The sequence below is a fragment of the Kitasatospora sp. NPDC101176 genome, from assembly GCF_044768035.1.
Classification (GTDB): domain Bacteria; phylum Actinomycetota; class Actinomycetes; order Streptomycetales; family Streptomycetaceae; genus Kitasatospora.
The window spans coordinates 69,600-96,053 of sequence record NZ_JBIWPA010000032.1 but is presented as its reverse complement, the minus strand read 5'-3'; the positions used below and the strand labels follow the sequence as shown (position 1 = coordinate 96,053).

Below are 26,454 nucleotides of genomic sequence, written 5' to 3'. Positions count from 1 at the left end.
GGATCAGACGGGCAGGTTCCACTTCTGGTTGGCGGCGCCGTTGCAGTCCCAGATGCCCAGCTGGTTGCCGTTGGTGGTGGAGAACCCGAGGTCGTCCAGGCAGCGGCCGGACTGCGGGTTGAGAAGCGAGCCGTCGGGGCGGGCCTGCCACTGCTGGGCGCCGGTGCCGTTGCAGTCGTAGAGCTGGGCGAGGGTGGCGTTGCCGGTGCCGCCGCCCTTGATGTCCAGGCACTTGCCGAGGGCGCGGACGGTGCCGTCGACGCCGATCCGCCACTTCTGGGCGACGCTGCCGTTGCAGTCGTAGATCTGCACGGGGGTGCCGTTGCCGGCGTTCGCGCCCTTCACGTCCACGCACTTGCTCGCGTAGCCGGTGATCTGGCCGGTCGGACCGGCGGGGGGCGTGGCGCCGAGGACGACGCGCGGGAACCAGACGGCGTCGCCGACCATGCAGCTCGCCGAGACGCTGCCGTCGCCCATCCCGAAGCCGCCGAAGGCCGGGCGGAAGAGCTGCATGGTGTGGTCGGCGTTCCAGTACTGACAGCTGGCCGTGACGGCCCAGGTCTGCATCGGGTCGAGGCCGGTGCAGGTGCCGACGGCGTTCCACGGGCCGGCGTAGACCGTGCAGGACGGGGCCGCCTGGGCGGCGGTGGCCGGAGCGAAGAGCGCGCCGGCGGCGGCGATCAGGGAGGAGGCGAGCAGGGCGGTGGTGCGGCGCATGGAACCGGTCCCCTTCGTGGATGACTGTTCGTCAGTCGGCTTGTTCGGCTTGGCCCGTGACAGTTCCGTGCGGAATGTGCGGGGCTCGTGAAGCCTCGGGGAAGCGGTATCGGGCGTCAACCGGCAGCTCGCCGGAACTGCCGGTCGCACCGCTGCTGAGCGGCCGCGGTGCGGCGACCGGCGGTTTCCGGCGGGGGCGGCCCGGACGGGCGCCGGTCGCCCGGTCGTTCGTGGGCGCGGGCACCGCCGCCACCCGCGCGGGCACTGCCGGTCGCCGCACCGGCACCCCGCGCGGGCACCGGCACCGCCCCGCCGGAACGCCACCGGCCCGGCACCCCCGTACTGCGGGGGGTGCCGGGCCGGTGTCCGTCCACGGGCTGCGTCAGTCGAACTTGCGCCGCTGGCGGCCGGTGCCGTAGTTGGAGCCGCTCTTGGCGCCGCTGCCGGGCTTGGCGCGGCCGGAGGAGCGGCCGATGAACCCGGCGGCCTGCGGGCGGTCGCCCTGGGCGGCGGCGCCCATCCGCTGCTTGGGGCGGGGGCGGCGCGGGTTGCCGTTCATGTCGACGTCGGTGGGCAGCCCGGAGCGCTTGCCGGCGCGGCGGCGCGGGGCGCCGGTCCGGCCCTCGGCGGGCTTGTCGGCCGCGGGTGCGGCGACGACCGGGACGGCGAGGGTGACCGCGACGCCGCTGGGGGTGCGGGCGCCGGTGATCTTGGCGAGGTCTGCGTCGCCGGGGCGGACCTTGGTGACGGTGGGGCGGATGCCCGCGACCGTCATCAGCCGGTTGACCTCGCGGCGCTGCTCGGGCAGCACGAGGGTGACGACGGTGCCGGACTCGCCGGCCCGGGCGGTGCGGCCGCCGCGGTGCAGGTAGTCCTTGTGGTCGACCGGCGGGTCGACGTTGACGACGAGGTCGAGGCCCTCGATGTGGATGCCTCGGGCGGCGACGTTGGTGGCGATCAGCGCGGTGACGTTGCCGTCGCGGAACTGGTCCAGGACCCGGTTGCGCTGCGGCTGGGACTTGCCGCCGTGCAGGGCCGCGGCCTTGACGCCGTTGGCGAGCAGCTGCTTCGCGAGCCGGTCGGCGCCGTGCTTGGTGTGCACGAACATGATCACGCGGCCGTCGCGGGAGGCGATGTGCGCGGTGGTGGACGCCTTGTCGGCCGGATCCAGCTGGAGGACGTGGTGGTCCATGGTGGTGACCGCGCCGGCCGAGGGGTCGACCGAGTGGGTCACCGGGTCGGTGAGGAAGCGCTTGACCAGGCGGTCGACGTTGCGGTCCAGGGTCGCGGAGAACAGCATCCGCTGCCCGCCCTCGGCGACCTGCTCCAGCAGCTTGCTGACCTGCGGCAGGAAGCCCATGTCGGCCATCTGGTCGGCCTCGTCGAGGACGGTGACGGCGACGTCGGAGAGGTTGACGTCACCGCGGCCGATCAGGTCGTCGAGCCGGCCCGGGGTGGCGACCAGGACCTCGGTGCCGCGCCGCACCGCGTTGGACTGCCGCCCGATGGACATGCCGCCGACGACGGTGGTGATCCGCAGGTTGACGGCGGTGGCGTACGGGGTGAGCGCCTCGGTGACCTGCTGGGCCAGCTCGCGGGTGGGCACCAGGACGAGCGCCAGCGGGTAGCGGCCGACGGCGCGCTTGCCGGCGGTGCGGGCCAGCAGCGGCAGGCCGAAGGCGAGGGTCTTGCCGGAGCCGGTGCGGCCGCGGCCGAGCACGTCGCGGCCGGCGATCGAGTCGGGCAGCGTGGCGCCCTGGATCGGGAAGGGCTCGGTGACGCCTTCGCGGGTGAGCGCGGCGAGGATGCCCTTGGGCAGTTCGAGCTCGGCGAAGGTGGCCGCCGGGGGCCGGGCCGGGGTGCCCTCGACGACGGTGAAGTCGGCGGCCTCGGGCGTGGTGGTGCGGGGGGCGCCGGCGCGGCTGCGCGGCTTGCGCGAGCGGTCGGCGCCGGTCGCGCGCGGGTTGTCACCGCGGCGGGCGCGGTCGGCGTTCTCGCCGCGGCGCGGGCGCTCGGTGCGGCGGGCCTGGTCGGCACCGCGGTCGGCGGTGCGGGCGGCGCGGTCGCGCGGGGGGTGGGCAGGCGTGGTCAAGGGGTCTCCGTCCGGAGGTCTACAGCCCCGGTGTCGGGGGCTGGTCGGCCGTCGGATTGGAGTTCGCCGCCCCGGCCGTACGGCGGCATGGGCGAGGGCCCGCACCGAGTGGTGCGGGCCCCCGCTTCGCGATATCGCGAGTCAGCGCGGAGGCTGACGTCAGCCGATGACGCGGATGTTCTCGGCCTGCGGGCCCTTCTGGCCCTGGGTCACGTCGAACTCGACCTGCTGGCCCTCGAGCAGCTCACGGAAGCCGTTCGCCTGGATGTTCGAGTAGTGGGCGAACACGTCCGGGCCACCCTCGGCCTGCTCGATGAAGCCGAAGCCCTTCTCGCTGTTGAACCACTTCACGGTGCCGGTAGCCATAACCGTCTCCTCTAAAACTGGGGCATCAGGGATCCACACCGTGTGGACCCCGGAGTAGCCGCGATCCCCATCCGGAGACTGAAACACCGGACAAAACAAATGCGCCTGTTGGTTGGAACCAGCAGGCGCACACATACGTTCATGGGAACCAAAACTGCAACTGAGTCGACTGTAGCACGGCGGCACCCCGATTGACCGGGGACTTTTCTGCCCGACAGATCACGTTTGGCGGCGCCGGGAAAGGGGCAGGCGGCGCCCCGCCGAAGCGGGGCGCCGCCTGTTTCCGGACGAACCGGTCAGCGCCGGCCGGCCGGCTCCGGCACGCCGTGCGAGCCCGCCACCGGAGCGGGGCGGCCGCCCTGGCCGTGGCCGTGGCCCGGGGTCGCGCCGTGACCGGGCCACCACGCGGCGTTGCCGATCAGCGCGGTGAGCGACGGGGTGAAGAACATCGCCATGACGAAGGCCGCCAGGATGATGCCGAAGGCCATCGCGAAGCCGAACTCCATCATGAAGGTGTTGCCCGCGAGCATGAACGTCCCGAACGAGGCCGCCAGGATGAACCCGGCCGCGGCGACGGTCGGACCGCCGTGGCGCAGCGCCTCGCGGGCCGCCTCGCGCGGGCTGCGGCCCTCGCGGGCCTCCTCGCGCAGTCGGGCGATGATCAGGATGTTGTAGTCCGTCCCGATCGCCACCACGAAGAGGTAGATCAGGATCGGCATCATGAACATCAGGCCGGTCTCGTGGCCGATCTTCTGGAAGAGCAGCGTGGTGGCACCCAGCGTGGCGCTGAAGCCGAGGCCGACCGAGGCCATCAGGTACCAGGGGGCGACCACGCTGCGCAGCTGGAGCGCCAGGATGAGCAGGATCAGCAGCCCGGCGATCGGGAAGACCAGCTTGTAGTCGTGGGTCATCGCCAGGTTGATGTCCTTGTACACCGAGGTGAGGCCGGCGACCTTGGCCTCGGTGCCGGCCGGGGCCTGGCCGTGGGCGACCTCGCGCAGCGCGGTGACGGCGTCGATCGCCTCGTTGCTGGCGGGCGCGTCCTTGAGCATGACGGTGAACTGGGCGGTGGTGCCGTCGGCGCTGACGCTCTTGGCCTCGGCGCTCGGCACGTAGACCTTGGACACCCCGGTGACGCCCTGGAGCTTGTCGGCGTAGGCCTGGAAGGAGGCCGGGTCGAGCTTCGCGCCCCCGGTGCTGCTCAGGTAGACCTGGCTCGGGTCGGCGGCGCCGGCGGAGAAGCCGGTGGCCATCTTGTCCTGGACGACCATCGACTCCTTGTCCTTGGGCATGGAGCTGCCGGCCATGTCGAACAGGCCGTTGTAGCTCAGCGCGCCGACGGACAGGGCGATCAGGACGGCGCCGGAGGAGGCGGCGACCAGCGCCGGACGCTTCTGGACGACGCGGCCGAGCGCGGTGAAGCGCGCGGTGCTCGGCTCGTTCATCCACTTCTTGCCGGGCCAGAAGACGGCGCGGGCGGGGATGACGGCGAGCAGCGCCGGGGCCAGGGTGAGCGCGGCCAGGGCGGTGACGACCACCGCGATGGCCAGCGCCGGGCCGAGGGCCTGGAACATGCCGAGGCTGGAGAGGATCAGCGCGGCGAAGGCGATGGTGACGGCGCCGGCGGCGGAGGCGATCGCCTCGCCGACCCGGCCGACCGCGTTGACCACGGCGTCCTTGCGGTCGTCGCCGGCCCGCAGCCGCTCGCGGTAGCGGAAGGCGAGGAACAGGAAGTAGTCGGTGCCGACGCCGAGCACGACGACGATCAGGATCGCCATCAGCACCGGTGTGCTCTTGAGGTCGAACGCCTTGGTGGCGTAGTTGATCATGCCCATGGAGGCGGGCAGCGCGACCACCAGCGAGACCAGGATCGGCAGCAGGCCGGCCAGGACGCTGCGGAAGATGATGCCGACGATCAGGATGACCAGCAGCAGGGTGGCCATGGTGATGATGCCCTCGGCCGAGCCGGAGGCGTCCTTCTGGTCGAGGGCCTGCGCGGCGGGGCCGCCGAGCTGGAACTTCAGCTCGGTGCTGCCGGCGAGCGACTTGCCCTCGTCGCGGATGGCCTTGGCCACGTCCGCGATCTGGTTCTGGTCCTGCTGCTTGGCCTTGTCGACCTCGATCATGGCCATCGCGTACTTGTGGTCCGGCGAGAAGCCGAACTGGTCGCTCGGCGGGACGATCTTCGCGACGCCGTCGATCTTCTTGGCGGTCATGTCGTCGACGAGCTTGCCCATCGCGGCCTTGTCGCCGTCGGTGAGCACGCCACCGTCGTTGCGCTCGAACAGGGCGAGCGCGGACGGGGTGAAGGCGGACGGGAAGGCCCGCTCCTGCACCTGCATGGCCTGGATGGACTCGTAGTGCTTGGGGAGGAAGGCGGCCTCGTCGGTCTGGGAGCTGACCTTCGGCGCCGTGGCGACGACGGCGATCATCCCGACCACCCACGCGATGATCACCCACCACGCGCGGCGGACGACGAATTGTCCTAGTCGGTGGAACATGCTCGATGCCTCCTGGGCATGGTTCACCGCAGCCCTTGGGGGACGGGACGCCGGGCGACGGCAGGACCGGCGGGAGACGCTCGTCGACGCTCCCTAGCCGGTCGGCAGGTAAGTAGGTCTGGGCGTCATCCTACGAGCACGTGCTTGCCGACCGGCAAGGAGCCCCCGTGTTCCAACCCCCGTCGGGCCGCCCCGAACCGGCCCCGACCCAGTCTCTCCCGAACGGACCCCTCTTGACCTCGTGCTCCGGGTGGAGACAGCTCCCCCTCAGGGTGGATCCCACCCCCTACCCCCGGGGAGGAGACATCAGGGTAGGACGGTAGGGAAAACCCCACCCCGCCCCCGAGGCAGGCCCCCGGGCGGGCTCACCCGCCAGCCGGATACCTGGTCAACGGCCGTTTCCCTACTGTCTGTTGCGGCGCCGGACCGCACCGGCGCCCGCTATCCGGCGGCCACCACCGGCCGGTCCGGCACCACCGCGCCGGCGACGACCGCCGCACTCCCCGGGGGGACCCACCATGACGACCAGATCCGGCACGGCCGCCGCCATCGGCGCCTGGAGCGCCCGGCACAGGAAGACCGCCGTCTTCGGCTGGCTGCTCTTCGTCGTGCTCGCCGCCGTCCTCGGCGGACTGCACGGCAGCACGCAGGTCACCGAGTCCGAGGCCATGCCCGGCCAGGTCTCCCGCGCCGCCAGGCTCCTCGACGAGGCCGGCCTCAAGAGCCCGGCCACCGAGAACGTCCTGGTCCAGAGCGCCACCCGCAAGGCCGACGACCCCGGCTTCCGGGCCGTCGTCGACCAGGTGACGAGCGCCGTCCGGGCCACCGGCAAGGTCACCGCGGTCCGCTCCCCCGCCGACACCGGAGCGGTCTCCGCGGACGGCCGTTCCGTCCTCGTCCAGCTCACGCTCGACGGCGACCACGACCGGGCGCTCGCCGACGTCCCCGCCGTCCTGGACGCCGTCGCGGCCGTGCAGCGGCAGCACCCCGACCTCACCGTCGTCGAGCTCGGCGACGCCAGCTCCGGCAAGTGGATCCAGGACCAGTTCGCCGACGACTTCGCGCGCGCCGAGTGGACGGCCGTGCCGCTCGCCCTCGGCATCCTGCTGGTCGCCTTCGGCGCCCTGGTCGCCGCCGTGCTGCCGGTGGTGCTCGCGCTCACCGCCTTCGTCGCGGCCGGCGGACTGGTCGCGCTGACCAGCGGCCTGCTGCACACCAGCAACGACGCCAGCTCGGTCATGCTGCTGGTCGGCCTCGCCGTCGGCGTCGACTACTGCCTGTTCTACCTGCGCCGCGAACGCGAGGAACGGGCCGCCGGCCGCGACCCGCACACCGCGCTGGCCGTCGCCGCCGCCACCAGCGGCCGGGCCGTGCTGGTCTCCGGCGTCACCGTGGTCGTCGCCATGGCCGGCATGTTCCTCACCGGGATCGCCGACTTCCGGGCCATGGCCTTCGCCACCATCGTGGTCGTCGTCACCGCCGTGCTCGGCTCGCTCACCGTGCTGCCCGCCCTGCTCTCCCTGCTCGGCGACCGGGTCGAGCGCGGCCGGGTGCCGCTGCTCGGCAGGCTCCGCCGCCGGGACACCGCGCACACCGGCGGCCGGTTCTGGAACGCCGTGCTGACCCCCGTGCTGCGCCGCCCGCTCGCCGCCACCCTGCTCTCCGGCGCCTTCCTGCTCGCGCTGGCCGCGCCGCTGCTCACCATGCACACCGCCAACCTGACCTTCCAGCAGCAACTGCCCCGCGGCAACGCCCTGGTGACCGCGGCGCAGCGGATCGACGCCGCCTTCCCCGGCAGCCCCTCCCCCGCGACCGTCGTCGTCAAGGCCGCCGACATCACCTCCCCCGCGATGACCGCCGCCCTGGCCGACCTCAGGGCGCGGGCCCTGGCCAGCGGCCGGATGCACGGGCCGGTGGACGTCACCGTGCACGCGGAGCACGGCATCGCCACCGTCGACGTCCCGCTCAACGGCACCGGCAACGACGCCACCAGCAACGAGGCGCTGCGGACCCTGCGCGAGGACCTGGTGCCGGCCACCGTCCTGCGGGTGCCCGGCACCGAGGCCCCGGTCACCGGGCAGACCGCCGGATCGTACGACTTCAACGCCCGGATGACCGGCTCGATGCCGCTGGTGTTCGGCTTCGTGGTCGCCTTCGCCTTCCTGCTGATGCTCACCTCCTTCCGCTCGCTGGCCGTCGCCGCCACCGCCGTCGTGCTCAACCTGCTCTCGGTGGGCGCCGCGTACGGGGTGCTGACCCTGGTCTTCCAGCACGGTGTGGGCGCCTCGCTGCTGGGCACCGCCGGGGTCGGGGCGGTCGAGTCCTGGGTGCCGCTGTTCCTCTTCGTGATCCTCTTCGGTCTCTCGATGGACTACCACGTGTTCGTGGTCTCCCGGATCAAGGAGGGCCACGACCGCGGCCTGCCCACCCGGGCCGCGATCGCCCACGGCATCCGCTCCACGGCCGGGGTGGTCACCAGCGCCGCGGTGATCATGGTGGCGGTGTTCGCGGTCTTCGGCACGCTCTCCATGCAGGCGATGAAGCAGATGGGCGTCGGCCTCGCCGTCGCCGTCCTGATCGACGCGACGGTGATCCGGGCCGTGCTGCTGCCCTCCGTGATGAGCCTGCTCGGCGAGCGCAACTGGTACCTGCCGCGCTGGCTGCACTGGCTGCCTGACCTCTCGCACGGCGAGGCGGCCCCGCCGGCCGGTGCCGGCGACACCCCGCACGGCGGTTCCACCGCGCCGCTCGGATCCGCCCCGCCGGTCGGTCCCGGCCCCGCGCCGGACGGCGGGCTGCCCGCCCCGGCCCCACAGGGCGCGCGGCACCGCCGGATCGGGGTCTGAGCCCCGGCGCCCGTCCCGCCGCCGTACCACCCGTACCACCCGCGCCGGCCCGCCGGCCCGCCGGCCGCCACGCACCGGTGCCGGACCCCGCAGCCCGCGGGGCCCGGCACCGGTGCGTCATGATGATCACGACCCGGAGGCCTCCGGATGAACGCCGGCACAACGGAGCACCCCATGATCCCCTTCGACGAGGGCCGCGCCCGGCTGCTGCTCGCCCGGGCCTGCACGTCCGCCGGCCTGCCCGGCCCCGACGACGCCCGGCTGCTCGCGCTCGGCGAGAACGCGGTCTTCGACCTCGGCGACCCGGCCGTCGTCGCCAAGGTCGGCCGCGGCCCCGAGCTGCAGGAGCGGGCGCGGCGCGAACTCGCCGTCGCCCACTGGCTCGCCGGGCAGGGCGTCCCGGTGGTGCGCCCCCACCGGGAGCTCCCGCCCGGTCCGCAGCTCGCCGACGGCCATCCGGTCACCTTCTGGCACCGGCTCGACCCCGCCGTGCGGCCCGCCCGGCCCGCGGACCTCGCCCCGCTGCTGCGCACCCTGCACCGGCTCCCGGCGCCTCCGCTGCCGCTCGGCCGGCGCGACCTGCTGGCCCCGGTCGAGCGCTGGCTCGCCGGCGCCGACGGCCACGTCGACCCGGCCGACGTCGACTTCCTGCGCCGCCGCCGGGACGCCTTCGCCGCCGCCCTCCCCGACCTCTCCCCGCACCTGCAGCCCGGGGTGATCCACGGCGACGCGCTGCCGCGCAACGTCCACGTCGGCCCGGACGGGCCCGTCCTGCTCGACCTGGAGACCGTCTCGCACGACCTGCGGGAGCACGACCTGGTGGTCCTCGCGCTCAGCCACGACCGGTACGGCGTGCCCGGGGAGGAGTACCGGGCGTTCACCGCGGCGTACGGCTGGGACGTGCGGGACTGGCCCGGCTTCGCGGTGCTGCGCGGGGCGCGGGAGACGGCCAGCGCCTCCTGGGTCGCCCAGCAGGCGCCCGGGAACCCGGCCGCGCTGGCGGAGTTCCGGCGCCGGGTCGAGTCGCTGCGGGAGGGGGCCACCGGGGTGCGCTGGTACCCCTTCTGACGCGGGGGCGGACGGGGCGCGAGGGGCGCCGGATAACCGCCGGACGGGTGGGGTGCCAACCCGGGCCGGTGTGAGAAGACTCCTACGGCGGTCCGGTCCGGCGCGCAACCGGGGCACGTACGATCGGCGTCCTATCGGACAGTCATCCTGACCGAGGGATCGGCCCCCGTCCATGCACCCCTCTGCGCCAACCGGAGCCGCCGCCATGCCCCAGCCCGCCCCCCGCGAAGCCACCCTCCCGACCCGCACGGCCCGCCGCCGGCGGCTGTTCGCGGGCTGCGTCGTGGTGGCCGCCGCCCTGGGCCTGGCCGCGTGCGGCACCGCGAACGGGGCGCTCCAGTCGCAGGCCGGCGGCAGCCCGGCCACCCGGCCGCCGATCACCATCACCCCGGACACCGGCGCGCCGACCGGGACCCCGGCCGGGACCATCGCGCCCACCCCCGGCTCCGACGCCGTGGCGGGCTCCCCCGCCGCCCCGCCGGCCACCCCGAAGCCGCGCACGCCCAAGCAGCCGGGCACCCCGGCCGGATCCCCGACGGGCTCCCCGGCCGGATCGACGACCGGATCGACGACGGGGTCACCGGCAGGACCGGCGACCGGCGCGCCCAGCGCCGTCCCCGCCGTGCCGGCCGACTCCTCCCACCCGGCCACCCCCGCACCGCCGGCCCCCACCGCGCCCGGGGCCCCCGGCCACGCCAAGCCCGGCACCGTCCTGTCCTCCACCGCCTCCGGCGGCCGCACCGTGGCACTCACCTTCGACGACGGCCCCGGCCCCGCCACCGGGCAGATCCTCGACCTGCTCGCGCAGTACCACGCCAAGGCCACCTTCTGCGAGATCGGCCAGAACGCCGCCGCCAACCCGGCCCTGGTCAAGCGCGTCCTCGCGGCCGGCCACCGGCTCTGCGACCACAGCGTCCACCACCCGCAGCCGTTCGCGAAGCTCCCCCACGACAAGGCCGCCTACGAGATCTCCGCCGCCAAGGACATGATCGTCCAGGCCGGCGGCCCCGGCACCCAGGTGACCTGGTTCCGCGCCCCCGGCGGCGGGTTCAACGCCGACAACGAGCAGATCACCGCGGGCCTGGGGATGTCGTCGCTGGGCTGGTCGGTCGACCCGCGCGACTGGTCGCGCCCCGGCGTGCCCGCCATCGTCTCCACCGTGCAGAACCAGCTGAAGCCCGGCGGCGTGATCCTGATGCACGACGGCGGCGGCGACCGCAGCCAGACCATCGCCGCGCTCAAGCAGCTGCTGCCCTGGCTGGTGGCCCAGGGCTACACCTTCGACTTCCCGGCCGCCTAGCGGAGCCGACGGCCCCGCCGCGCCCGGCCACCACGGCGCGGAACAACGCCGGGGCCCGGCCCGCACCCGGCGCGCCCTCCGGCCGCGGGCCCGGCCGCGGGGCACGGGGACCACGGACCGACCACTCGGCCATCGGCCACTCGGCCCGGAGGCCCGGACGGCACCACCGCCCGCGCGCTCCGGCGGCGGTCATCTCATCGGCCACCGCGGATCCACCACGGCCTGCGGGTCCTTGCCGCGGCGCAGCCACTCCTGCAGGCCCTCGGCCCACTCCCGGTACCAGCCGATCTGCCGCTGGTGCAGCTCGGCCGCCGGGACGTCGCCGACCTCGGCGCGGTAGCGCTCGGCGAGCGCGACCGCGACCCGGACGGCGGCCAGCGCGTCGCTGCCGGCCTCGTGCGCGTCGGTCAGCTCCACGCCGTACACCTCGCAGACCCGCTGCAGGGTGCGCGAGCCCTTGCGGTACCTGTCCACGGCCCGGTCGACGACCAGGGCGTCCAGCACCGGCGCGACCGGCCCGCCGAGGCGCTCCGCGAGCGGCGCCAGCCCGTGCCGGCGCAGCTCGGCGTCGAGCAGCGACAGGTCGAAGGGGGCGTTGAAGGCGACCACCGGGTGCCCGGCGGCGAGCCGCTCGCAGAGCGCGGCGGCTATCTCCTCCACCGCCTCCGCGGCCGGCCGGCCCTTGCCGCGGGCCACGTCGTCGCCGATGCCGTGGATCGCCTCCGCCTCCGCCGGGATCGGGACCCCGGGATCGAGCAGCCAGTGCGCGGCCCCCACCCGGCGGGCCCCGACGGTGTCCACGAGCGCGGCCGTGACGATGCGGTCCACGGCCGGGTCGGTGCCCGTGGTCTCCAGGTCGAAGCCGACCAGTGGCTGCTGCCACCAGCTCATAGGGGTGTGTCCTTCCGTCCGGCCGCTCGAATCAGCCCCTATCATCACCCGCCCCACCGACAACCCGGCCGCTGGGTGGGGCCGCGGCCGGTCCGGCGGGGGCGGCGCACGAGCGGCCGCGGCCGGCCACGGACCGCGTCCGGGGGCCCCAACGGCGGCGACGCACGGTGTGGTTGGGCACACAACCGCACGGGCGACCGCGGGCCGCGGACCACGCACACCGAGGCCGCGGCGGCCGACACCACGGCGCACGGGGCGGAGGCCGCGTGGCCCCTGAGCGCGTGGACGGCCGCCGGGCCGGTTCCTCAGGGGCGGTGCACGTCTTCGAGACGCGGTGCGCCGCCGTCGTCCCCCGTGATCGGCACGGGGGCTCCGCCCACCGCGGCCCGCACCGCCCCGACCGGGGGCCACCCGGCGGGCGGCGTCCTCAGGAGACGGGCCGGGAGTCGCCCCAGACGCCCTCGAACTCCTCGCGGTAGACCTCCAGCAGCCCGGCCTCGGTGCCGCCGGGCTGCTGGCCGGCGCCCCCGCGCAGGACCAGGGCGGGGGACTCCATGCCGCGGGAGCGGCGCAGGTAGGGCTGGATGACGCCGAGGTCGCGGGTCTGGCGGCGGCCGCCGATCTGGCCGGCCGGGCGGGGGCCCTCGACCAGGTAGGCGGTGAAGCGCGGGGTCTCGTCGAAGACCCGGATCTCGAAGCCGCCCTGGTCGCGCAGCCGGGCCCGGACCCGGCGCACGTGCATGATGTTCATCTCGATGGACCGGGACAACTCGTTGCGCCCGAGGCCGAGTTCGCGTTCGCGCCGGCGGACGGCGCTGCTCGCCGGGTTGAGGAAGAGCAGCCGGACCCGGCAGCCCTCGCCGGCCAGCCGGACGAGCCGTTTGCCGGTGTAGTTCTGGCAGAGCATACCGAGGCCGATGCCGAGCGCGTCGAGCCGCCGGGCGCCGTCCAGGAGGTCCTCGACGGGCAGGTCGCGCTGGAGGCGGACCCGGTCGGCGTGGACGGCGACGACGTCGGCGTAGCGGCCGGCGACGAGGGACTCCACGACGTCGGCGGGCACCCCGCCGGCGCCGCCGTCGAGGACGGCGAGCAGGCGGGCGGCGGCGCGTTCGGTCTGGGCGAGGACGGTCGGGGTGAGCACCCGGTTGCGGGAGACCACGTGCCGGGCCACCTCCAGCTCGTCCAGGGCGAGTTCGATCTCGCGCCGGTCGGCCAGGTAGGGCTCGAAGCAGGGCCAGTGCTGGACCATCAGCTCGCGCAGCTGGGGCAGGGTGAGGAAGACCAGCGGGTCGTCGTCGGCCGGGTCGAGCAGGTAGCCCTTGCGGCGGCTGACCTCGCGGACGGCGCCGGCCCGGTGGGCCCACTCCTCGCCGGCGGGGCCGGCGGCCGCGGTGACCCAGTCCTCGCCGTGGGCGGGGGCGTAGATGGGGTGCAGGACCTCGTCGACGAGGGAGCGCAGCCGCTGTTCGACGAGGTTGAGCCAGACGTAGGCGCGGCCGGACAGCCGTACCCGCTGGTAGGCGTCCTCCCACTCGGCGACGGACCAGGCGAGGGCGGGGACCTCGACCGGGCCGCCCTGGGCGGGCACCAGGGCGCGGCCGGTGGAGGTGGGGCGCATGACGACCGTGGGCGCCTCGCTGCGGGCGCCGCCCCGGTCGGGGCCGCCGGGCTCCGAGCCGCGGCCGCCGGCGGGGAACACCATGCGCCACCTCATCTGGTCTGCTGCTGCCTTCTGACCCCGATCGGCTGATGGACCGCCACCGGCCCGGGGCGGCCGGACGATCAAGGGTACTGCCCGCCGCGAGCGGTGCGCAGCCGGATGGCCCACCGGGCCCGGGGCCACCACCAGGCCCACTCTTCACAGGAACGGCCGCCGGACACCCGTTCGGGCGAACCGGGATCACATGTCCCGGCCGCCGGGGGAAGGCTCGGGGAGTATGCGCACTGTGCCGTGCGTCACGGCGCACGGGCGCCGCACATGCCCGGCCGCCCGGCCGGGAAGAGAGCGTCCGGGTCCGGGGCAGATTGTCGGACTACCTGTCAGTTTCATTCAGTGGCAAGGAAGTTGAGGACTCATGCAGGTCTGGCCGGGTAAGCCCTACCCCCTCGGTGCCACCTACGACGGGGCCGGCACCAACTTCGCGGTGTTCTCCGAGAGCGCCGACCGCATCGAGCTGTGCCTGATCGGCGAGGACGGCTCGGAGACCGCCGTCGAACTGCGCGAGACGGACGCCTTCGTCCGGCACGCCTACCTCCCCGGCGTGCAGCCGGGCCAGCGCTACGGCTTCCGCGTCCACGGCCCCTACAACCCCGGCCTGGGCCTGCGGCACAACAGCGCCAAACTGCTGCTGGACCCGTACGCCAAGGCGATGAGCGGCACCATCGACTGGGACGAGGCCGTCTACGGCTACCACTTCGGCGCCCCCGAGCGCCGCAACGACCTCGACTCGGCCCCGCACACCATGCACTCGGTGGTCATCAACCCGTACTTCGACTGGGGCACCGACCACCCGCCGCGCACCGACTACCACCGCACCGTCATCTACGAGGCCCACGTCAAGGGCCTCACCCAGCTGCACCCGGGCATCCCCGAGGAGATCCGCGGCACCTACGCCGGCCTGGCCCACCCGGCGGTGATCGAGCACCTGGCCAAGCTCGGCGTCACCGCGATCGAGCTGATGCCGGTGCACCAGTTCGTCCGCGACCACCGGCTGCGCGACCTGGGCCTGTCCAACTACTGGGGCTACAACACCATCGGCTTCTTCGCCCCGCACTCCTCGTACTCCTCCAACGGCGACCGCGGCCAGCAGGTGCAGGAGTTCAAGTCGATGGTCAAGGCGCTGCACGCGGCCGGGATCGAGGTGATCCTGGACGTCGTCTACAACCACACCGCCGAGGGCAACCACCTCGGGCCGACGCTCTCGCTGCGCGGCCTGGACAACGTCTCCTACTACCGTCTCGCCCGGGACCAGCGCTTCTACGAGGACACCACCGGCACCGGCAACAGCCTGCTGATGCGCAGCCCGCACGTGCTCCAGCTGATCATGGACTCGCTGCGCTACTGGGTCACCGAGATGCACGTCGACGGCTTCCGCTTCGACCTCGCCGCCACCCTGGCACGGCAGTTCCACGAGGTCGACCGGCTCTCCTCCTTCTTCGACCTCGTCCAGCAGGACCCGGTGGTCTCCCAGGCCAAGCTGATCGCCGAGCCCTGGGACCTCGGCGAGGGCGGCTACCAGGTCGGCAACTTCCCGCCGCTGTGGACGGAGTGGAACGGCATGTACCGCGACACCGTGCGCGACCTGTGGCGCGGCGAGAACGCCACCCTCGCCGAGTTCGGCTCCCGGCTCACCGGCTCCTCCGACCTCTACCAGGACGACGGCCGCCGCCCCATCGCCTCCATCAACTTCGTCACCTGCCACGACGGTTTCACCCTGCGCGACCTGGTCTCCTACAACGACAAGCGCAACCAGGCCAACGGCGAGGACAACCGCGACGGCGAGTCCTTCAACCGCTCCTGGAACTGCGGCACCGAGGGCCCCAGCACCGACCCTGCCGTCGAGGACCTCAGAGCCCGCCAGCAACGCAACTTCATCGCCACCCTGATGCTCTCCCAGGGCGTGCCGATGCTCTCCCACGGCGACGAGCTCGGCCGCACCCAGCAGGGCAACAACAACACCTACTGCCAGGACAACGAGATCTCCTGGGTGCACTGGCCGCAGGACGACGGCCCGCAGGCCCGGCTGCTGGAGTTCACCCAGGGCATGATCTGGCTGCGGCGCGACCACCCGGTGTTCCGGCGGCGGCGCTTCTTCCACGGGCGCCCCGTCTCCGGCCGGCCGGGCGCGGGGGCGCCCGCCACCACCGGCGGGCACGACGACCTCACCGACATCGCCTGGTTCACCCCCGGCGGGGAGGAGATGACCAAGCGCAACTGGGGCGCCAGCTACGCCAAGTCGCTGACCGTCTTCCTCAACGGCTACGCCATCTCCGAACCCGACCGGCGCGGCGGGCGGATCGTCGACGACTCCTTCCTGCTGATGTTCAACGCGCACTTCGAACCGCTGGAGTTCACCGTCCCCGCCGACCACGGGCAGGAGTGGCAGGTGGTGGTCGACACCGCGCAGCCCCGGCTGCCCGCCCCGGGCACCGGCGCCCGGGTCAAGGCCGGCGACACCCTGTGGCTCACCGACCGCTCGCTGATGGTCCTGCAGCGGCCCGCGTGACCGGCCCCGGTCACCTGTTCGGGTCAGCAACGGGTCTTGGCGGCGGGCTCCCCCGGGTACTCATGGACCTATGACCTCCGCCGCCGAGCCCGCGCAGCCCCGCCCGGCCGCCACCGTCCCGACGTCCACCTACCGGCTCCAGCTCCAGCCCGGCTTCACCCTGCACGACGCCACCGCCGCCGTCCCCTACCTCGCCGCCCTCGGCGTCTCCCACCTGCACCTGTCCCCGCTGCTGGAGGCCGCCCCCGGCTCCACCCACGGCTACGACACCGTCGACCACGGCCGGATCAGCGAACAGCTCGGCGGCGAGGGCGCACTGCGCGCGCTGGCCGCCGCCGCCCACCGGCACGGCCTGCGGCTGATCGCCGACGTCGTCCCCAACCACATGGCCGTGCCCGTCCCCGAACGGCTCAACCGGCCGCTCTGGGAGGTGCTGCGGGACGGCCCCGACTCCCCCTACGCGCCCTGGTTCGACATCGACTGGACCGCCCAGCCCGGCCCCGCCGACGCCCCCGGGCGCGGCCGGGTGCTGCTGCCGCTGCTCGGCGACCGGCTCGGCGCCGTCCTGGACCAGCTGGCCGTCGACGGCCCGGTGCTGCGCTACCACGACCACGAGCTGCCGCTGCGCCCCGGCACCGAGGGCCTGCCCCTGCCCGAGCTGCTCGCCCGCCAGTGGTACCGGCTCGCCTGGTGGCGGCTGGCCCGCACCGAGCTCAACTACCGCCGGTTCTTCACCGTCAACGAGCTGATCGCCGTCCGGGTCGAGGAGCCCGAGGTCTTCGCCGCCACCCACGCCGTCCTGCTGCGGCTGCACGCCGACGGCGTCCTGGACGGCTTCCGGATCGACCACCCCGACGGACTCGCCGACCCGCGCGGCTACCTGCGCCGCCTCGCCGAGGCCACCGGCGGGGCCTACACCGTGGTCGAGAAGATCCTCACCGGCGACGAACGGCTGCCCGCCGACTGGCCCTGCGCGGGCACCACCGGCTACGACGCGCTGCGCCGCATCGACGGCGTGCTCACCGACCACGCGGGCGCCTGCCGGCTGGCCGGGGCCTACCCCGCCTTCGTCAGCGGCGCCGCCGACACCACCGCCGCCGGCGAGCCCTGCGCCGACCCGCACCCGGCCGTCGCCGCCGCCCGGCGCGGCCGGGCCGACATGACCGGCCCGCGGGGCGAGCTGGCCGCCGAGGTCGACCGGCTGGTGCGCACCGCGCTGCGGATCGGCGCCACCGACCCGGCGCACGCCGACCACGCACCCTGGCAGCTGCGCGACTCCGTGCGCCGGCTGCTCACCGGCTACCCCGGGTACCGGCCCTACGCGCGGCCCGGAGAGCCCGTCCCGGCGGCCGCCGAGGCCGGACTGCGGGCCGCGCTGGACGGCTCGGCCGATCCGACCGACCGGCTGGTCGCCGCGCTGGCCCTCGGCGCGGCCGGCCGCGGGCCCGAGCACGACGAGTTCTGCGAGCGCTTCGCGCAGACCGCCGCCGCGGTGGCGGCCAAGGGCGTCGAGGACACCGCGTTCTACCGCTGGAACGCGCTGCCCGGCCTCAACGAGGTCGGCGGCGAACCCGCCCGGCCGGGGCTGCGCCCGGCCGACTTCCACGCCTGGTGCCGCGAGCTGGAACAGCACTGGCCGGGCAGCATGACGGTGCTGTCCACCCACGACACCAAGCGCAGCGCCGACGCCCGCGCCCGCCTCGCCGTCCTCGCCGAGCAGCCCGGGGCCTGGGCGGCCGAGGCCGCCGCCTGGTCCACCGCCGCCGGGCCCGGCCCCGACCGGGACGGCGACTGGCTGCTCTGGCACACCCTCGTCGCGGCCTGGCCGATCGACCCCGACCGGCTGGTCGCCGCCCTGCTCAAGGCCGCCCGCGAGGCCAAGCTGCGCACCTCCTGGACCGCCCCCGACCCCCGCTACGAGCAGGACGTCGAGGCCCGCGCCCGCGCCGTGTACGCCAACCCCGGGCTGCTCCCCCGGATCGAGGGCACGGTGCACGCCATCGCCCCGTACGCCCGCGCCAACACGCTCTCCGCCGCGCTGCTGCACCTCACCATCCCCGGCGTGCCCGACCTCTACCAGGGCAGCGAGGAGCCGCTGTACACCCTCGTCGACCCGGACAACCGGCGCGCCGTCGACCTCGGCGCGCTCGCCGTCCGGCTCACCGACTCGGCCACCCCCCGCCCCGGCGACCTCGCCCGCGAGAAGCTGCACCTCACCACCACCGCCCTGCACCTGCGCCGCGCCCGCCCGCTCGGCCGCTACCGGCCGCTGGCCGCCACCGGGCCCGCCGCCGACCACCTGCTCGCCTTCGCCCGCGGCGAGGACGTGATCACCGCCGTCACCCGGCTCCCGTACGGGCTGGAGCGCTCCGGCGGCTGGCGCACCACCGCCCTGGAGCTGCCCGCGGGCGGTCCGTGGACGGACCGGCTGACCGGCCGCCCCCACCCGGCCGGGCCGGTCCCGGTCGCCGAGCTGCTGGCCGCCCACCCGGTGGCGCTGCTGACCCGGCCCGCCGCGCCCGGGGCGGCCTCCACCGCGACCACCGACCCGACGGAGAGCGCGTGAACCAGTACGAGGTCTGGGCCCCCTTCGCCACCGACCGCGTCGACGTCCGGGTCGACGGCACGGACCACCCGCTGGCGCCCGACGCGGACCGCGACGGCTGGTGGTCCGGCGAGGCCCCGGACGGCGACTACGCCTTCCGCCTCGACGGCGGTCCGCCGCGGCCCGACCCCCGCTCGCCCCGGCAGCCGCACGGCCCCGACGGCCCCAGCCGCCGGGTCGACCACGCCGCGTTCCACTGGTCCCGGACGGGCTGGCGCGGCCGCCCGCTGCCCGGCGCGGTGCTGTACGAGCTGCACATCGGCACCTTCACCGCCCGCGGCACCTTCGAGGCCGCCGCCGAACACCTCGACCACCTCGTCGGGTTGGGCGTCGACTTCGTCGAGCTGATGCCGGTCTGCCCGTTCCCCGGCCGGCACGGCTGGGGCTACGACGGGGTCGCGCCGTGGGCCGTGCACGAGCCCTACGGCGGGCCCGAGGGGCTGAAGCGCTTCGTCGACGCCGCCCACCGCAAGGGCCTCGGCGTGGTCCTGGACGTCGTCCACAACCACCTCGGCCCGTCCGGCAACCACCTGCCCGCCTACGGGCCGTACTTCACCGAGCGGCACCACACGCCCTGGGGGGCGGCGGTCAACCTGGACGCCCCCGGCTCCGACGAGGTGCGCCGCTACCTGATCGGCAGCGCCCTGGCCTGGCTGCGCGACTACCGGATCGACGGCCTGCGGCTGGACGCCGTGCACGCCCTCGCCGACGACCGCGCCGTCCACTTCCTCGAGGAACTCTCCCACGAGGTCGACAGGCTGGCCGTCGCCACCAACCGCCCGCTGTTCCTGATCGCCGAGTCCGACCTCAACAGCCCGCGCACCACCGCCGCCCGCGAACACGGCGGCCACGGCCTCACCGCCCAGTGGAGCGACGACCTCCACCACGCCCTGCACTGCGCGCTCACCGGCGAATCCCAGGGCTACTACGGCGACTTCGCCCGCCGGCCGCTCGCCGCCGTCGCCAAGACCCTCACCCGGGGCTACTTCCACGACGGCACCTGGTCGAGCTTCCGCGGCCGCCACCACGGCCGGCCCTTCCCGCCCGAGGGCGGGCACCGGCTGCTCGGCTACCTCCAGACCCACGACCAGATCGGCAACCGGGCGCTCGGCGACCGCCTCTCCACCGCCCTCCCGCCCGGCCGGCTCGCCTGCGGCGCCGCCCTCGTGCTCACCTCGCCGTTCACCCCGATGCTGTTCATGGGCGAGGAGTGGGGCGCGGCCACCCCCTGGCAGTACTTCACCGACCACACCGACCCGCAGCTCGCCGAGGCCGTCCGGCAGGGCCGGCGGCGGGAGTTCGCCGAGCACGGCTGGGCCGCCGAGGCCGTCCCGGACCCTCAGGAGCCGGCCACCGTACTGCGCTCCGTCCTCGACTGGACCGAACCCCGGCGCGCGCCGCACTCCGAACTCCTCGACTGGTACCGGACGTTGATCGCGCTGCGGCGCGACCGGCCGGAACTGTCCGACCCGGACCTCGGCGCCGTCCGGGTCACCCACGACGAGGCCGCGCGCTGGCTGGTGGTGCACCGCGGGCCGTACCGGATCGCGGTCAACCTCGGCACCGCCGAGGCCGCGGTGCCGCTGGGGGCGGCCGGGCGGGAGGTCGTCGCGGCCTTCGGACCGGCCCGGCTCGACGGCTCCGCGGTCCGGCTCGCGGCGGACTCCGTCGCCGTCGTGGCGGTCTGAGCGGCCCGGCGCCGCGGCGCGACCGCCCGGGTCACCCCCGGCCCGGCACCGCGCGCGACCGCCCGGGTCACCGGAGGAAGGTGCCGATCCGCTCCCGCAGCGAGGCCGCGTCCAGCCCGTAGGCCGCCAGGTGCTCCTCGATCGAGCCGTAGTGCCGGTGCTCCTCCCGCGGCACGCCCAGGCCCAGCACCCGGTGCGCCCGGTCGGCCAGCGCCGCGTGCGCCTCGTTCGACGAGGTGCCCGCCAGGTACGGCTCGACCAGCACCACGTCCGTCCGCTCCCCCACCGCCGCGCGCAGCCCGGCCGCGTCGAAGGGCCGCACCGTCGCCGCGTACAGGACCGTGACGTCCAGCCCCTCGGTGGCCGCCAGCACCCCGTCCAGCATCGGCCCGACCGCGAGCACCACCCCGCGCGAACCGCTCCGCACGGTGGTGAACCGCCCCGCCTCCACCGGCACGGCGGCCGCGTTGCGGTGCGCGGACAGCCGGACGTAGACGTTGCGGTCGCCGTCCGCGGCGGCGTGGCGCAGCAGCTGCTCGGCCTCGTCCGGGTGGCCGGGCACGTGGACCGTCCAGTCCGGCAGGGTGTCCAGCAGGGCGACGTCGCCCGGCGACATGTGGGTGCGGCCGCCGGCCGGCCAGTCGTAGGAGCCGGCCGCGCTGACCAGCACGGCGCCGACGCCCTGGTGCACCAGGTCCAGCTTGACCTGCTCGAAGGGCCGCTCGATCAGGAAGCTCGCGAAGGTGTGGGCGATCGGGCGCATCCCGGTCAGCGCCAGGCCGCCGGCCGCGCCGATCAGCAGCTGCTCGCGGATGCCGACGTTGACCACCCGGTCGGGGTGCCGCTCCCGGGCCGGACCGAAGGAGGCGGCGCTGATGTCGGCGAGCACCAGGGCCAGTCGCGGGTCCTCGTCCAGCAGCCGGGAGGTGACGTCGATGAAGCGGTCACGCATGGTTTCCATCAGGTGGTGCCTTTCACGGTGTGCGTCCTGGTGTGCCGGTCGGTGCTCCGGCGCTCTGTGCTCCGGCGCTCTTGGCCCCGGCCCGGCGGTGCTCGGTGCCGGGGCCTGGCCGGGCTCAGGAGTCCTTGGGCTCGACCCGGGCGACCACCGCGTGCGGGCGGCCGGGGTGTTCGACGGTGAAGGCCTCGTACAGCGCCTCGTGGTCACGGCCGTCCACCGTCCGGGTGGACCAGCCCTCGGCCGCGAACCGGGCCGCGATCCCGCCCTGCCAGCCGTGCGTGGCCGAGGAGTTGTCGATCACCACCACGTGCAGCCGGTCCAGCCCGTACGCGCCGGCGAACGCCACCGCCTCGTGGTTGGAGCCCTCGTCGAACTCGGCGTCGCCGACCAGCACCCACACCGCCGGATCGGCCAGCCCCTGCGCCCGCAGGCCCAGCGCGGTGCCGACGCCCAGCGGCAGCCCGTGGCCCAGCGAGCCGGAGGCGATCTCCACCCCGGGGACGAGCAGCCGGTCCGGGTGGTGGCCGAGCGGGGAGTCGTAGCCGCCGAAGCCCGCCAGCACCGCCGGGTCGACGAAGCCCTTGGCGGCCAGCACCGCGTAGTAGGCCATCGGGCCGTGGCCCTTGGAGAGCAGGAAGCGGTCGCGGTCGGGCGCCTCGGCGCGGTCCGGGGTGACCCGCAGCACGCGGTCGTACAGCACCCAGAGGGCGTCCAGGGTGGAGGTGGCGGCGGGCCCGTGCTTCTCGTCGCCGGTCATCAGGCCCATCAGGCCCGGCAGGTCCTCGAAACGGGTGCTGACCGCGGTCGCGTTCGTCGTCATGACCACGATGGTGCAACTTCAAGCCGGCTTAAGGTCAAGCGGCTACAGTGGGCGTCCATGACGGCGACACCCGACCACGGCCGCGCCCCCGGGCCGCACCGCAACGACCTGCTCACCATCGGGCAGCTCGCCCACCGCAGCGGCCTCGCCGCCTCCGCCCTGCGCTACTACGAGAGCCTCGGCCTCATCCACGCCACCCGCACCTCCGGCGGCCAGCGCCGCTACACCCGCGGCACGCTGCGCCGGATCGCCTTCGTCCGCGCCGCCCAGCGGGTCGGCCTCTCCCTCGACGAGGCGCGCGTCGCCCTGGACCGGCTCCCCGAGCGCCCCGCCCCCAGCGGCAACGAGTGGGACCTCGTGGCCGCGTCCTGGCAGAGCCGCATCGACGAGCAGATCGCCGAACTGGAGCGCCTCAAGGCCAAGCTCAGCGGCTGCATCGGCTGCGGCTGCCTGTCGCTCTCCCGCTGCTCCCTCTACAACGCCGCCGACCGCGCCGGCGAGGCCGGCCCCGGCGCCCGCTACCTGCTCACCCCCGGCACGGACACCGCACCGGCCCCCGACCCCGGCCGCTAGGAACTCTCAGGGCCGGGGGTCGGTGCGCAGCAGGCTGTAGCGGACGACGTCCCGCCAGGCGCCGTCCCGGAACGTCGCGCTGCGCCGGACGCCCTCACGGGTGAAGCCGCACTTCTCCAGCGCCCGCTGCTCGGCGAGGTTGGTGTCCTCGGTGTCGGCCTCCAGCCGCATCACCGGGGTGTGCGCGAACAGGTAGTCCACGAGCAGGCGTTGGGCCTCGGTGCCGATGCCGCGCCCGCGCGCCTCGGGCCGCAGCTGGGCCCCGATGTTCCAGCAGGACGCCAGGCCGACCGAGCCCTTGCGCCGCCAGGCGACGAAGCCGGCGAACCCGCCGCCGGACAGCACCGCGAGCACCGACTGGTCGTCCCCGAGCAGGCCGTTCTCCAGCCAGCGGCGCCGGAAGCGGCCCGGGTCCCGCCAGCCGAACCACTGGTACTCGCCGAGCGCCTGCGGGTCGGCCAGCAGCGCTTCGAAGAGGGGCAGTTCGGCTTCGGTGACGGGGCCCAGGGAGATCCGTTCATCGTCCATGAGGAGCCCAACGGGCCGCCGGTCGAGGCGGTTCCCACAACGGCCGGGGTCAGGCCGGCAGCCTTCCGGCCCGTCTGCTGGCGTCCGCCGCCCGCCGGGCCGAGGATGGCTACCGTCCGAACGGCACGAAAGGCGGCGGCACCCATGGCGGGAACGAAGGTCAGCACGGTGGTGGAGGCCCCCGCGGAGCGGGTCTGGGCCCTGGTGCGGGACTTCCACGGCCTCGGCGGCTGGCACCCGCACCTGCCGGAGAGCCGGCTCGGCAACGAGCTGACCGGCAACACGATCGGGTCGGTCCGGGTTTTCGGGTTCGACGGCGTCATGCTGCGCGAGACGCTGCTCGCCTACGACGAGGAGGCCCGCAGCTACACCTACGGCTTCCCCGACGGCACCTTCGGACTGGACCGCTACCGGGCCACCCTGCGGGTCACCGAGATCACCGAGCTCCGCGCCAGCTTCGTCGAGTGGACGGCCCGCTACGACGTGGCGCCCGAGCACCGCGAGGCCGCCGCCGGCCGGGTGCACGGCGTGTTCACCTCCGGTTTGGCGGCCCTGCGCGAGCACTTCGCCGGCTGAGGCCGGCCGGCCCGCGGCGGCGGGCACCGTGCCGCCCGCGCGGCCCCGCGCCGCACCCGCCGCGACGGCCCCGGCGCGGCCCCGGCGCGGTCTGCGGGCCCGCCCCGCGGTCCGTGCCCCAACCGTGATCCGGGCGCCCCCACAGCGCCTCCCGGGGCCGCTCGCAAAGGCCTCCTGACGGGCCGCCACACCCTCGCCGCCGCCCCGCCGCCCCCGCCCCGGCGCCCCCCGGCCGACCCCCGCCCAGCCCCTGCCGCAGCCCCCGCCACACCCCTTCCCAGCTGCGGTGACGCCCCTGTCGGCGGCCGTCCGCGATCACTACGCTCGACCTCATGAACCGCAGCATCCGCACCACCGAGGACGTTCTCGACCTGCTCGACCGGCTCTTCCCGCCGGCCGCCGACCGCTGGACGGACGGGGCCACCGCCTGGTGGGACGGCTTCTACGCCGACCGCTCCGCCGACCGCCCGTTCTTCGTCCCCAAGCCGGACGAGAACCTGGTCTCCTACCTCGACCGCGGCCTGCTCTCCCCGGGGCGGGCGCTGGACCTCGGGTGCGGGCCGGGCCGCAACGCGATCCACCTCGCCTCGCTCGGCTTCGACGTGGACGCCGTCGACCTCTCGCCCACCGCGATCGCCTGGGCCGAGGAGCGCGCCTCCGACGCCGGCACGGCGCGGCGTCCGCGGTTCCACCGCGGCGGCATCTTCGACGTCGAACTCCCGCACGCCCGGTACGACCTGGTCTACGACTCGGGCTGTCTGCACCACCTCCCGCCGCACCGCAGGATCAGCTACCTGGCCCTGCTCGACCGCGTCCTCGCCCCGGGCGGGCACTTCGCCGTCACCGCCTTCGCGGCCGGCGCGATGGGCTCCGAGCGCCCCGACGAGGAGCTCTACCGCCTCGGCGGGCTGGAGGGCGGCCTGGCCTACTCCGCGGACGAACTGCGGGCGCTCTTCGCCGACTTCACCGCCTTCGAGGTCCGCCCGATGGCGGCCCAGGAGGCCGGCTCGCCGCTGTTCGGCATCCCCGTTCTCCTCACAGCCCTCTTCCAGCGTCCTACCAGCCTTTCATCCGCTTCTCATCCTGCGCGCCTAGCCTCCGCCGGATGAACGTCTCCCTGCTCGGCGGCTGGTTCCCGTGGACGGTCCAGGCCGCGGCCCTCGCCCTGTTCCTGGCCGCCCTGGGGTGGCGGGACCGGGCCTGGCGGCGGAGGCGGGGCCCGATCGCCCTGGGGGCGGCGCTGGCCCTCACCGCGCTCGCGGCCGCCGGCGTGCTCACGCTCTCCGGCATCACCGACCCCGTCCCGTTCGGGGTGTGGCCGTGGGGCGGCGTGGCCGTCGCGGCGCTCAGCGTGCTCGGCTTCGGCTGGCGCGGCGCCCGCTGGTGGCGGCGGGCGCTGGCGCCGCCGGCCGCGCTGCTGGCGCTGTTCTGCGCCGCGAACAGCGTCAACGCGGCCACCGGCTACTATCCGACCCTCCAGGACGCCGTCGGCGAACTGACCGGGCAGCCGCTGCCGCAGCAGGTCACGCTCGCCGAGCTCGGCTCGATCCACGGCAGGACCACGACCGGCCGGATCGTCCAGGTCGACATCCCGGACACGGCGAGCGGCTTCGCCCACCGCCAGGAGCTGGTCTACCTGCCGCCCGCGTGGTTCCGCAGCCAGAACCGGCCCAAGCTGCCGGTGCTGGAGATGATCGGCGGCGAGTTCGCGGCCCCCGACAACTGGGTCCGCTCCGGCAACGCGGTGCGCACCGTGGACGACTTCGCCGCCCACCACAACGGGTTCGCCCCGATCCTGGTCTTCGTCGACGCCACCGGCGGGTTCCGGGTGGACACCGAGTGCGTGGACGGCCCGCACGGCAGGGCCGAGAGCCACCTGCTCAAGGACGTCCCGCCGTTCGTCCAGAAGACCTTCAACGCCGCCACCGACCCGCACAGGTGGGGCGTCGCCGGCTGGTCGATGGGCGGCACCTGCGCCGTCGACCTGACGGTCGAACACCCCGACGTCTTCACGCACTTCGGCGACTTCTCGGGCGACCGGGGGCCGTACATCGGGGACCGGGACCACACCGTCCAGGAACTGTACGGCGGCGACACCGCTGCCTGGGCGGCCCACGACCCGCTGACCGTCCTCGCCCACCACCCCCGCTACCAGGGCGTCTCCGGCTACTTCGGGCAGGGCGACGAGGAACACGCCCAGATCGAGTCCGCCCGGGCCCTCGACGCGGCGGCGCGCAAGGACGGCATCCGCACCACCACCGCCGTCGGCTCCGGCAAACACAGCTGGCAGACCGGCGCCGCGACCTTCGCACGGGCCCTGCCCTGGCTGGCCCAGCAGCTCGGCGTCCCCGGCACCCGCGCCTGACCACGGTGCCACGGCGGCGGCGCCGCCCTGGGGGAAGCCTTGGTGCCGGAGCCGCCCGGCGCCCCCGGCCGGGCCACCCGCCCGCCGCCCGGCCGATGGCCCGGACGGCGCGGGGGACCCGCCCCGGGCAGCGGGGATCCCCGCCGGGGCGCCGTCCGGGCGGTCAACGCACCGCCTGGCATGCCCATTTCGGCCACCGCAGCGCGACCATGGCTTCCGACACGCCCGCACACATGTTCACCACCATCCCGCTGCAACCGCCGGGGGCCGCGGGCCACCCGCCGCAATCCCGCTTTGCTCCCGGCGGCCCGGTGGCATAAGTTTCGACCGC

General features: G+C 74.9%; 19 protein-coding genes. 10 read left to right on the top strand and 9 right to left on the bottom strand.

Annotated elements, in window-relative coordinates:
• Nucleotides 1–3 precede the first annotated feature (3 nt).
• From ACIRS1_RS31650 to ACIRS1_RS31635, 4 genes are all read right to left on the bottom strand, one after another.
• Nucleotides 4–717 carry a ricin-type beta-trefoil lectin domain protein gene (locus tag ACIRS1_RS31650; RefSeq protein WP_402845607.1) on the bottom strand — a complete coding sequence of 238 codons (714 nt, stop codon included), beginning with the start codon at nt 715–717 and terminating at the stop codon, nt 4–6.
• Nucleotides 718–1,099: 382 nt separating this feature from the next.
• The gene (locus tag ACIRS1_RS31645; protein ID WP_360212357.1) at nt 1,100–2,809 is read right to left on the bottom strand and encodes a DEAD/DEAH box helicase; all 1,710 of its coding nucleotides are present in this window, start codon (nt 2,807–2,809) and stop codon (nt 1,100–1,102) included.
• Nucleotides 2,810–2,968: 159 nt separating this feature from the next.
• A complete protein-coding gene (locus tag ACIRS1_RS31640; RefSeq protein ID WP_360212358.1) occupies nt 2,969–3,175 on the bottom strand; it encodes a cold-shock protein in 207 nt (68 codons plus the stop codon).
• 296 nt (nt 3,176–3,471) lie between these two features.
• A complete protein-coding gene (locus ACIRS1_RS31635) occupies nt 3,472–5,676 on the bottom strand; it encodes an MMPL family transporter (protein WP_402845605.1) in 2,205 nt (734 codons plus the stop codon).
• Nucleotides 5,677–6,194: 518 nt separating this feature from the next.
• On the opposite strand from ACIRS1_RS31635, the gene ACIRS1_RS31630 reads away from it, so the two are divergent.
• The 3 genes from ACIRS1_RS31630 (at nt 6,195) to ACIRS1_RS31620 (ending at nt 10,890) form a co-directional block, all read left to right on the top strand.
• Nucleotides 6,195–8,522, top strand: coding sequence for an MMPL family transporter (locus tag ACIRS1_RS31630; protein WP_402845603.1), 2,328 nt, complete (start codon nt 6,195–6,197; stop codon nt 8,520–8,522).
• A gap of 174 nt (nt 8,523–8,696) precedes the next feature.
• Nucleotides 8,697–9,590, top strand: coding sequence for a phosphotransferase enzyme family protein (locus tag ACIRS1_RS31625; RefSeq protein ID WP_402845601.1), 894 nt, complete (start codon nt 8,697–8,699; stop codon nt 9,588–9,590).
• 205 nt (nt 9,591–9,795) lie between these two features.
• Nucleotides 9,796–10,890, top strand: a complete 1,095-nt coding sequence (locus tag ACIRS1_RS31620) for a polysaccharide deacetylase family protein (protein WP_402845599.1) — start codon at nt 9,796–9,798, stop codon at nt 10,888–10,890.
• A 189-nt stretch (nt 10,891–11,079) separates the two neighbouring features.
• Here the strand turns inward: ACIRS1_RS31620 and ACIRS1_RS31615 are convergent, their stop codons facing one another.
• Both ACIRS1_RS31615 and ACIRS1_RS31610 read right to left on the bottom strand, forming a co-directional pair.
• On the bottom strand, nt 11,080–11,781 hold the full coding sequence (locus tag ACIRS1_RS31615; protein ID WP_402845597.1) for an exonuclease domain-containing protein: 702 nt from the start codon (nt 11,779–11,781) through the stop codon (nt 11,080–11,082).
• A gap of 427 nt (nt 11,782–12,208) precedes the next feature.
• On the bottom strand, nt 12,209–13,483 hold the full coding sequence (locus ACIRS1_RS31610) for an SAV2148 family HEPN domain-containing protein (RefSeq protein WP_402845595.1): 1,275 nt from the start codon (nt 13,481–13,483) through the stop codon (nt 12,209–12,211).
• A 373-nt stretch (nt 13,484–13,856) separates the two neighbouring features.
• On the opposite strand from ACIRS1_RS31610, the gene glgX reads away from it, so the two are divergent.
• The 3 genes from glgX (at nt 13,857) to treZ (ending at nt 20,300) form a co-directional block, all read left to right on the top strand.
• Nucleotides 13,857–16,007: a glycogen debranching protein GlgX gene (gene glgX / locus ACIRS1_RS31605; RefSeq protein ID WP_360212372.1), complete on the top strand. Its 2,151-nt coding sequence runs from the start codon at nt 13,857–13,859 to the stop codon at nt 16,005–16,007.
• Nucleotides 16,008–16,077: 70 nt separating this feature from the next.
• On the top strand, nt 16,078–18,573 hold the full coding sequence (gene treY, locus ACIRS1_RS31600) for a malto-oligosyltrehalose synthase (protein ID WP_402845594.1): 2,496 nt from the start codon (nt 16,078–16,080) through the stop codon (nt 18,571–18,573).
• Nucleotides 18,570–20,300: a malto-oligosyltrehalose trehalohydrolase gene (treZ, locus tag ACIRS1_RS31595; RefSeq protein WP_402845592.1), complete on the top strand. Its 1,731-nt coding sequence runs from the start codon at nt 18,570–18,572 to the stop codon at nt 20,298–20,300. The genes treY and treZ overlap by 4 nt, the downstream gene beginning before the upstream one ends.
• Nucleotides 20,301–20,367: 67 nt before the next feature.
• On the opposite strand, the gene ACIRS1_RS31590 is transcribed toward treZ, so the two are convergent.
• Together ACIRS1_RS31590 and ACIRS1_RS31585 are read right to left on the bottom strand one after the other, a co-directional pair.
• A complete protein-coding gene (locus tag ACIRS1_RS31590; RefSeq protein WP_402845591.1) occupies nt 20,368–21,261 on the bottom strand; it encodes a transketolase family protein in 894 nt (297 codons plus the stop codon).
• A gap of 115 nt (nt 21,262–21,376) precedes the next feature.
• Nucleotides 21,377–22,081, bottom strand: a complete 705-nt coding sequence (locus tag ACIRS1_RS31585; RefSeq protein ID WP_360212378.1) for a transketolase — start codon at nt 22,079–22,081, stop codon at nt 21,377–21,379.
• Nucleotides 22,082–22,138: 57 nt separating this feature from the next.
• Here ACIRS1_RS31585 and soxR point away from each other — a divergent pair, with 57 nt between their 5' ends.
• A complete protein-coding gene (gene soxR / locus ACIRS1_RS31580) occupies nt 22,139–22,654 on the top strand; it encodes a redox-sensitive transcriptional activator SoxR (RefSeq protein ID WP_402845589.1) in 516 nt (171 codons plus the stop codon).
• A 6-nt stretch (nt 22,655–22,660) separates the two neighbouring features.
• On the opposite strand, the gene ACIRS1_RS31575 is transcribed toward soxR, so the two are convergent.
• Nucleotides 22,661–23,182 (bottom strand): GNAT family N-acetyltransferase, encoded by a 522-nt coding sequence (locus ACIRS1_RS31575; protein WP_402845587.1) that lies wholly within the window; start codon nt 23,180–23,182, stop codon nt 22,661–22,663.
• Between the two features lie 144 nt (nt 23,183–23,326).
• On the opposite strand from ACIRS1_RS31575, the gene ACIRS1_RS31570 reads away from it, so the two are divergent.
• The 3 genes from ACIRS1_RS31570 (at nt 23,327) to ACIRS1_RS31560 (ending at nt 26,123) form a co-directional block, all read left to right on the top strand.
• Complete coding sequence (locus ACIRS1_RS31570) at nt 23,327–23,758, top strand: SRPBCC family protein (RefSeq protein WP_402845586.1); 432 nt, start codon at nt 23,327–23,329, stop codon at nt 23,756–23,758.
• A gap of 332 nt (nt 23,759–24,090) precedes the next feature.
• On the top strand, nt 24,091–24,867 hold the full coding sequence (locus ACIRS1_RS31565) for a class I SAM-dependent methyltransferase (protein WP_402845585.1): 777 nt from the start codon (nt 24,091–24,093) through the stop codon (nt 24,865–24,867).
• Nucleotides 24,864–26,123: an alpha/beta hydrolase gene (locus tag ACIRS1_RS31560; RefSeq protein WP_402845584.1), complete on the top strand. Its 1,260-nt coding sequence runs from the start codon at nt 24,864–24,866 to the stop codon at nt 26,121–26,123. The genes ACIRS1_RS31565 and ACIRS1_RS31560 overlap by 4 nt, the downstream gene beginning before the upstream one ends.
• Nucleotides 26,124–26,454 lie beyond the last annotated feature (331 nt).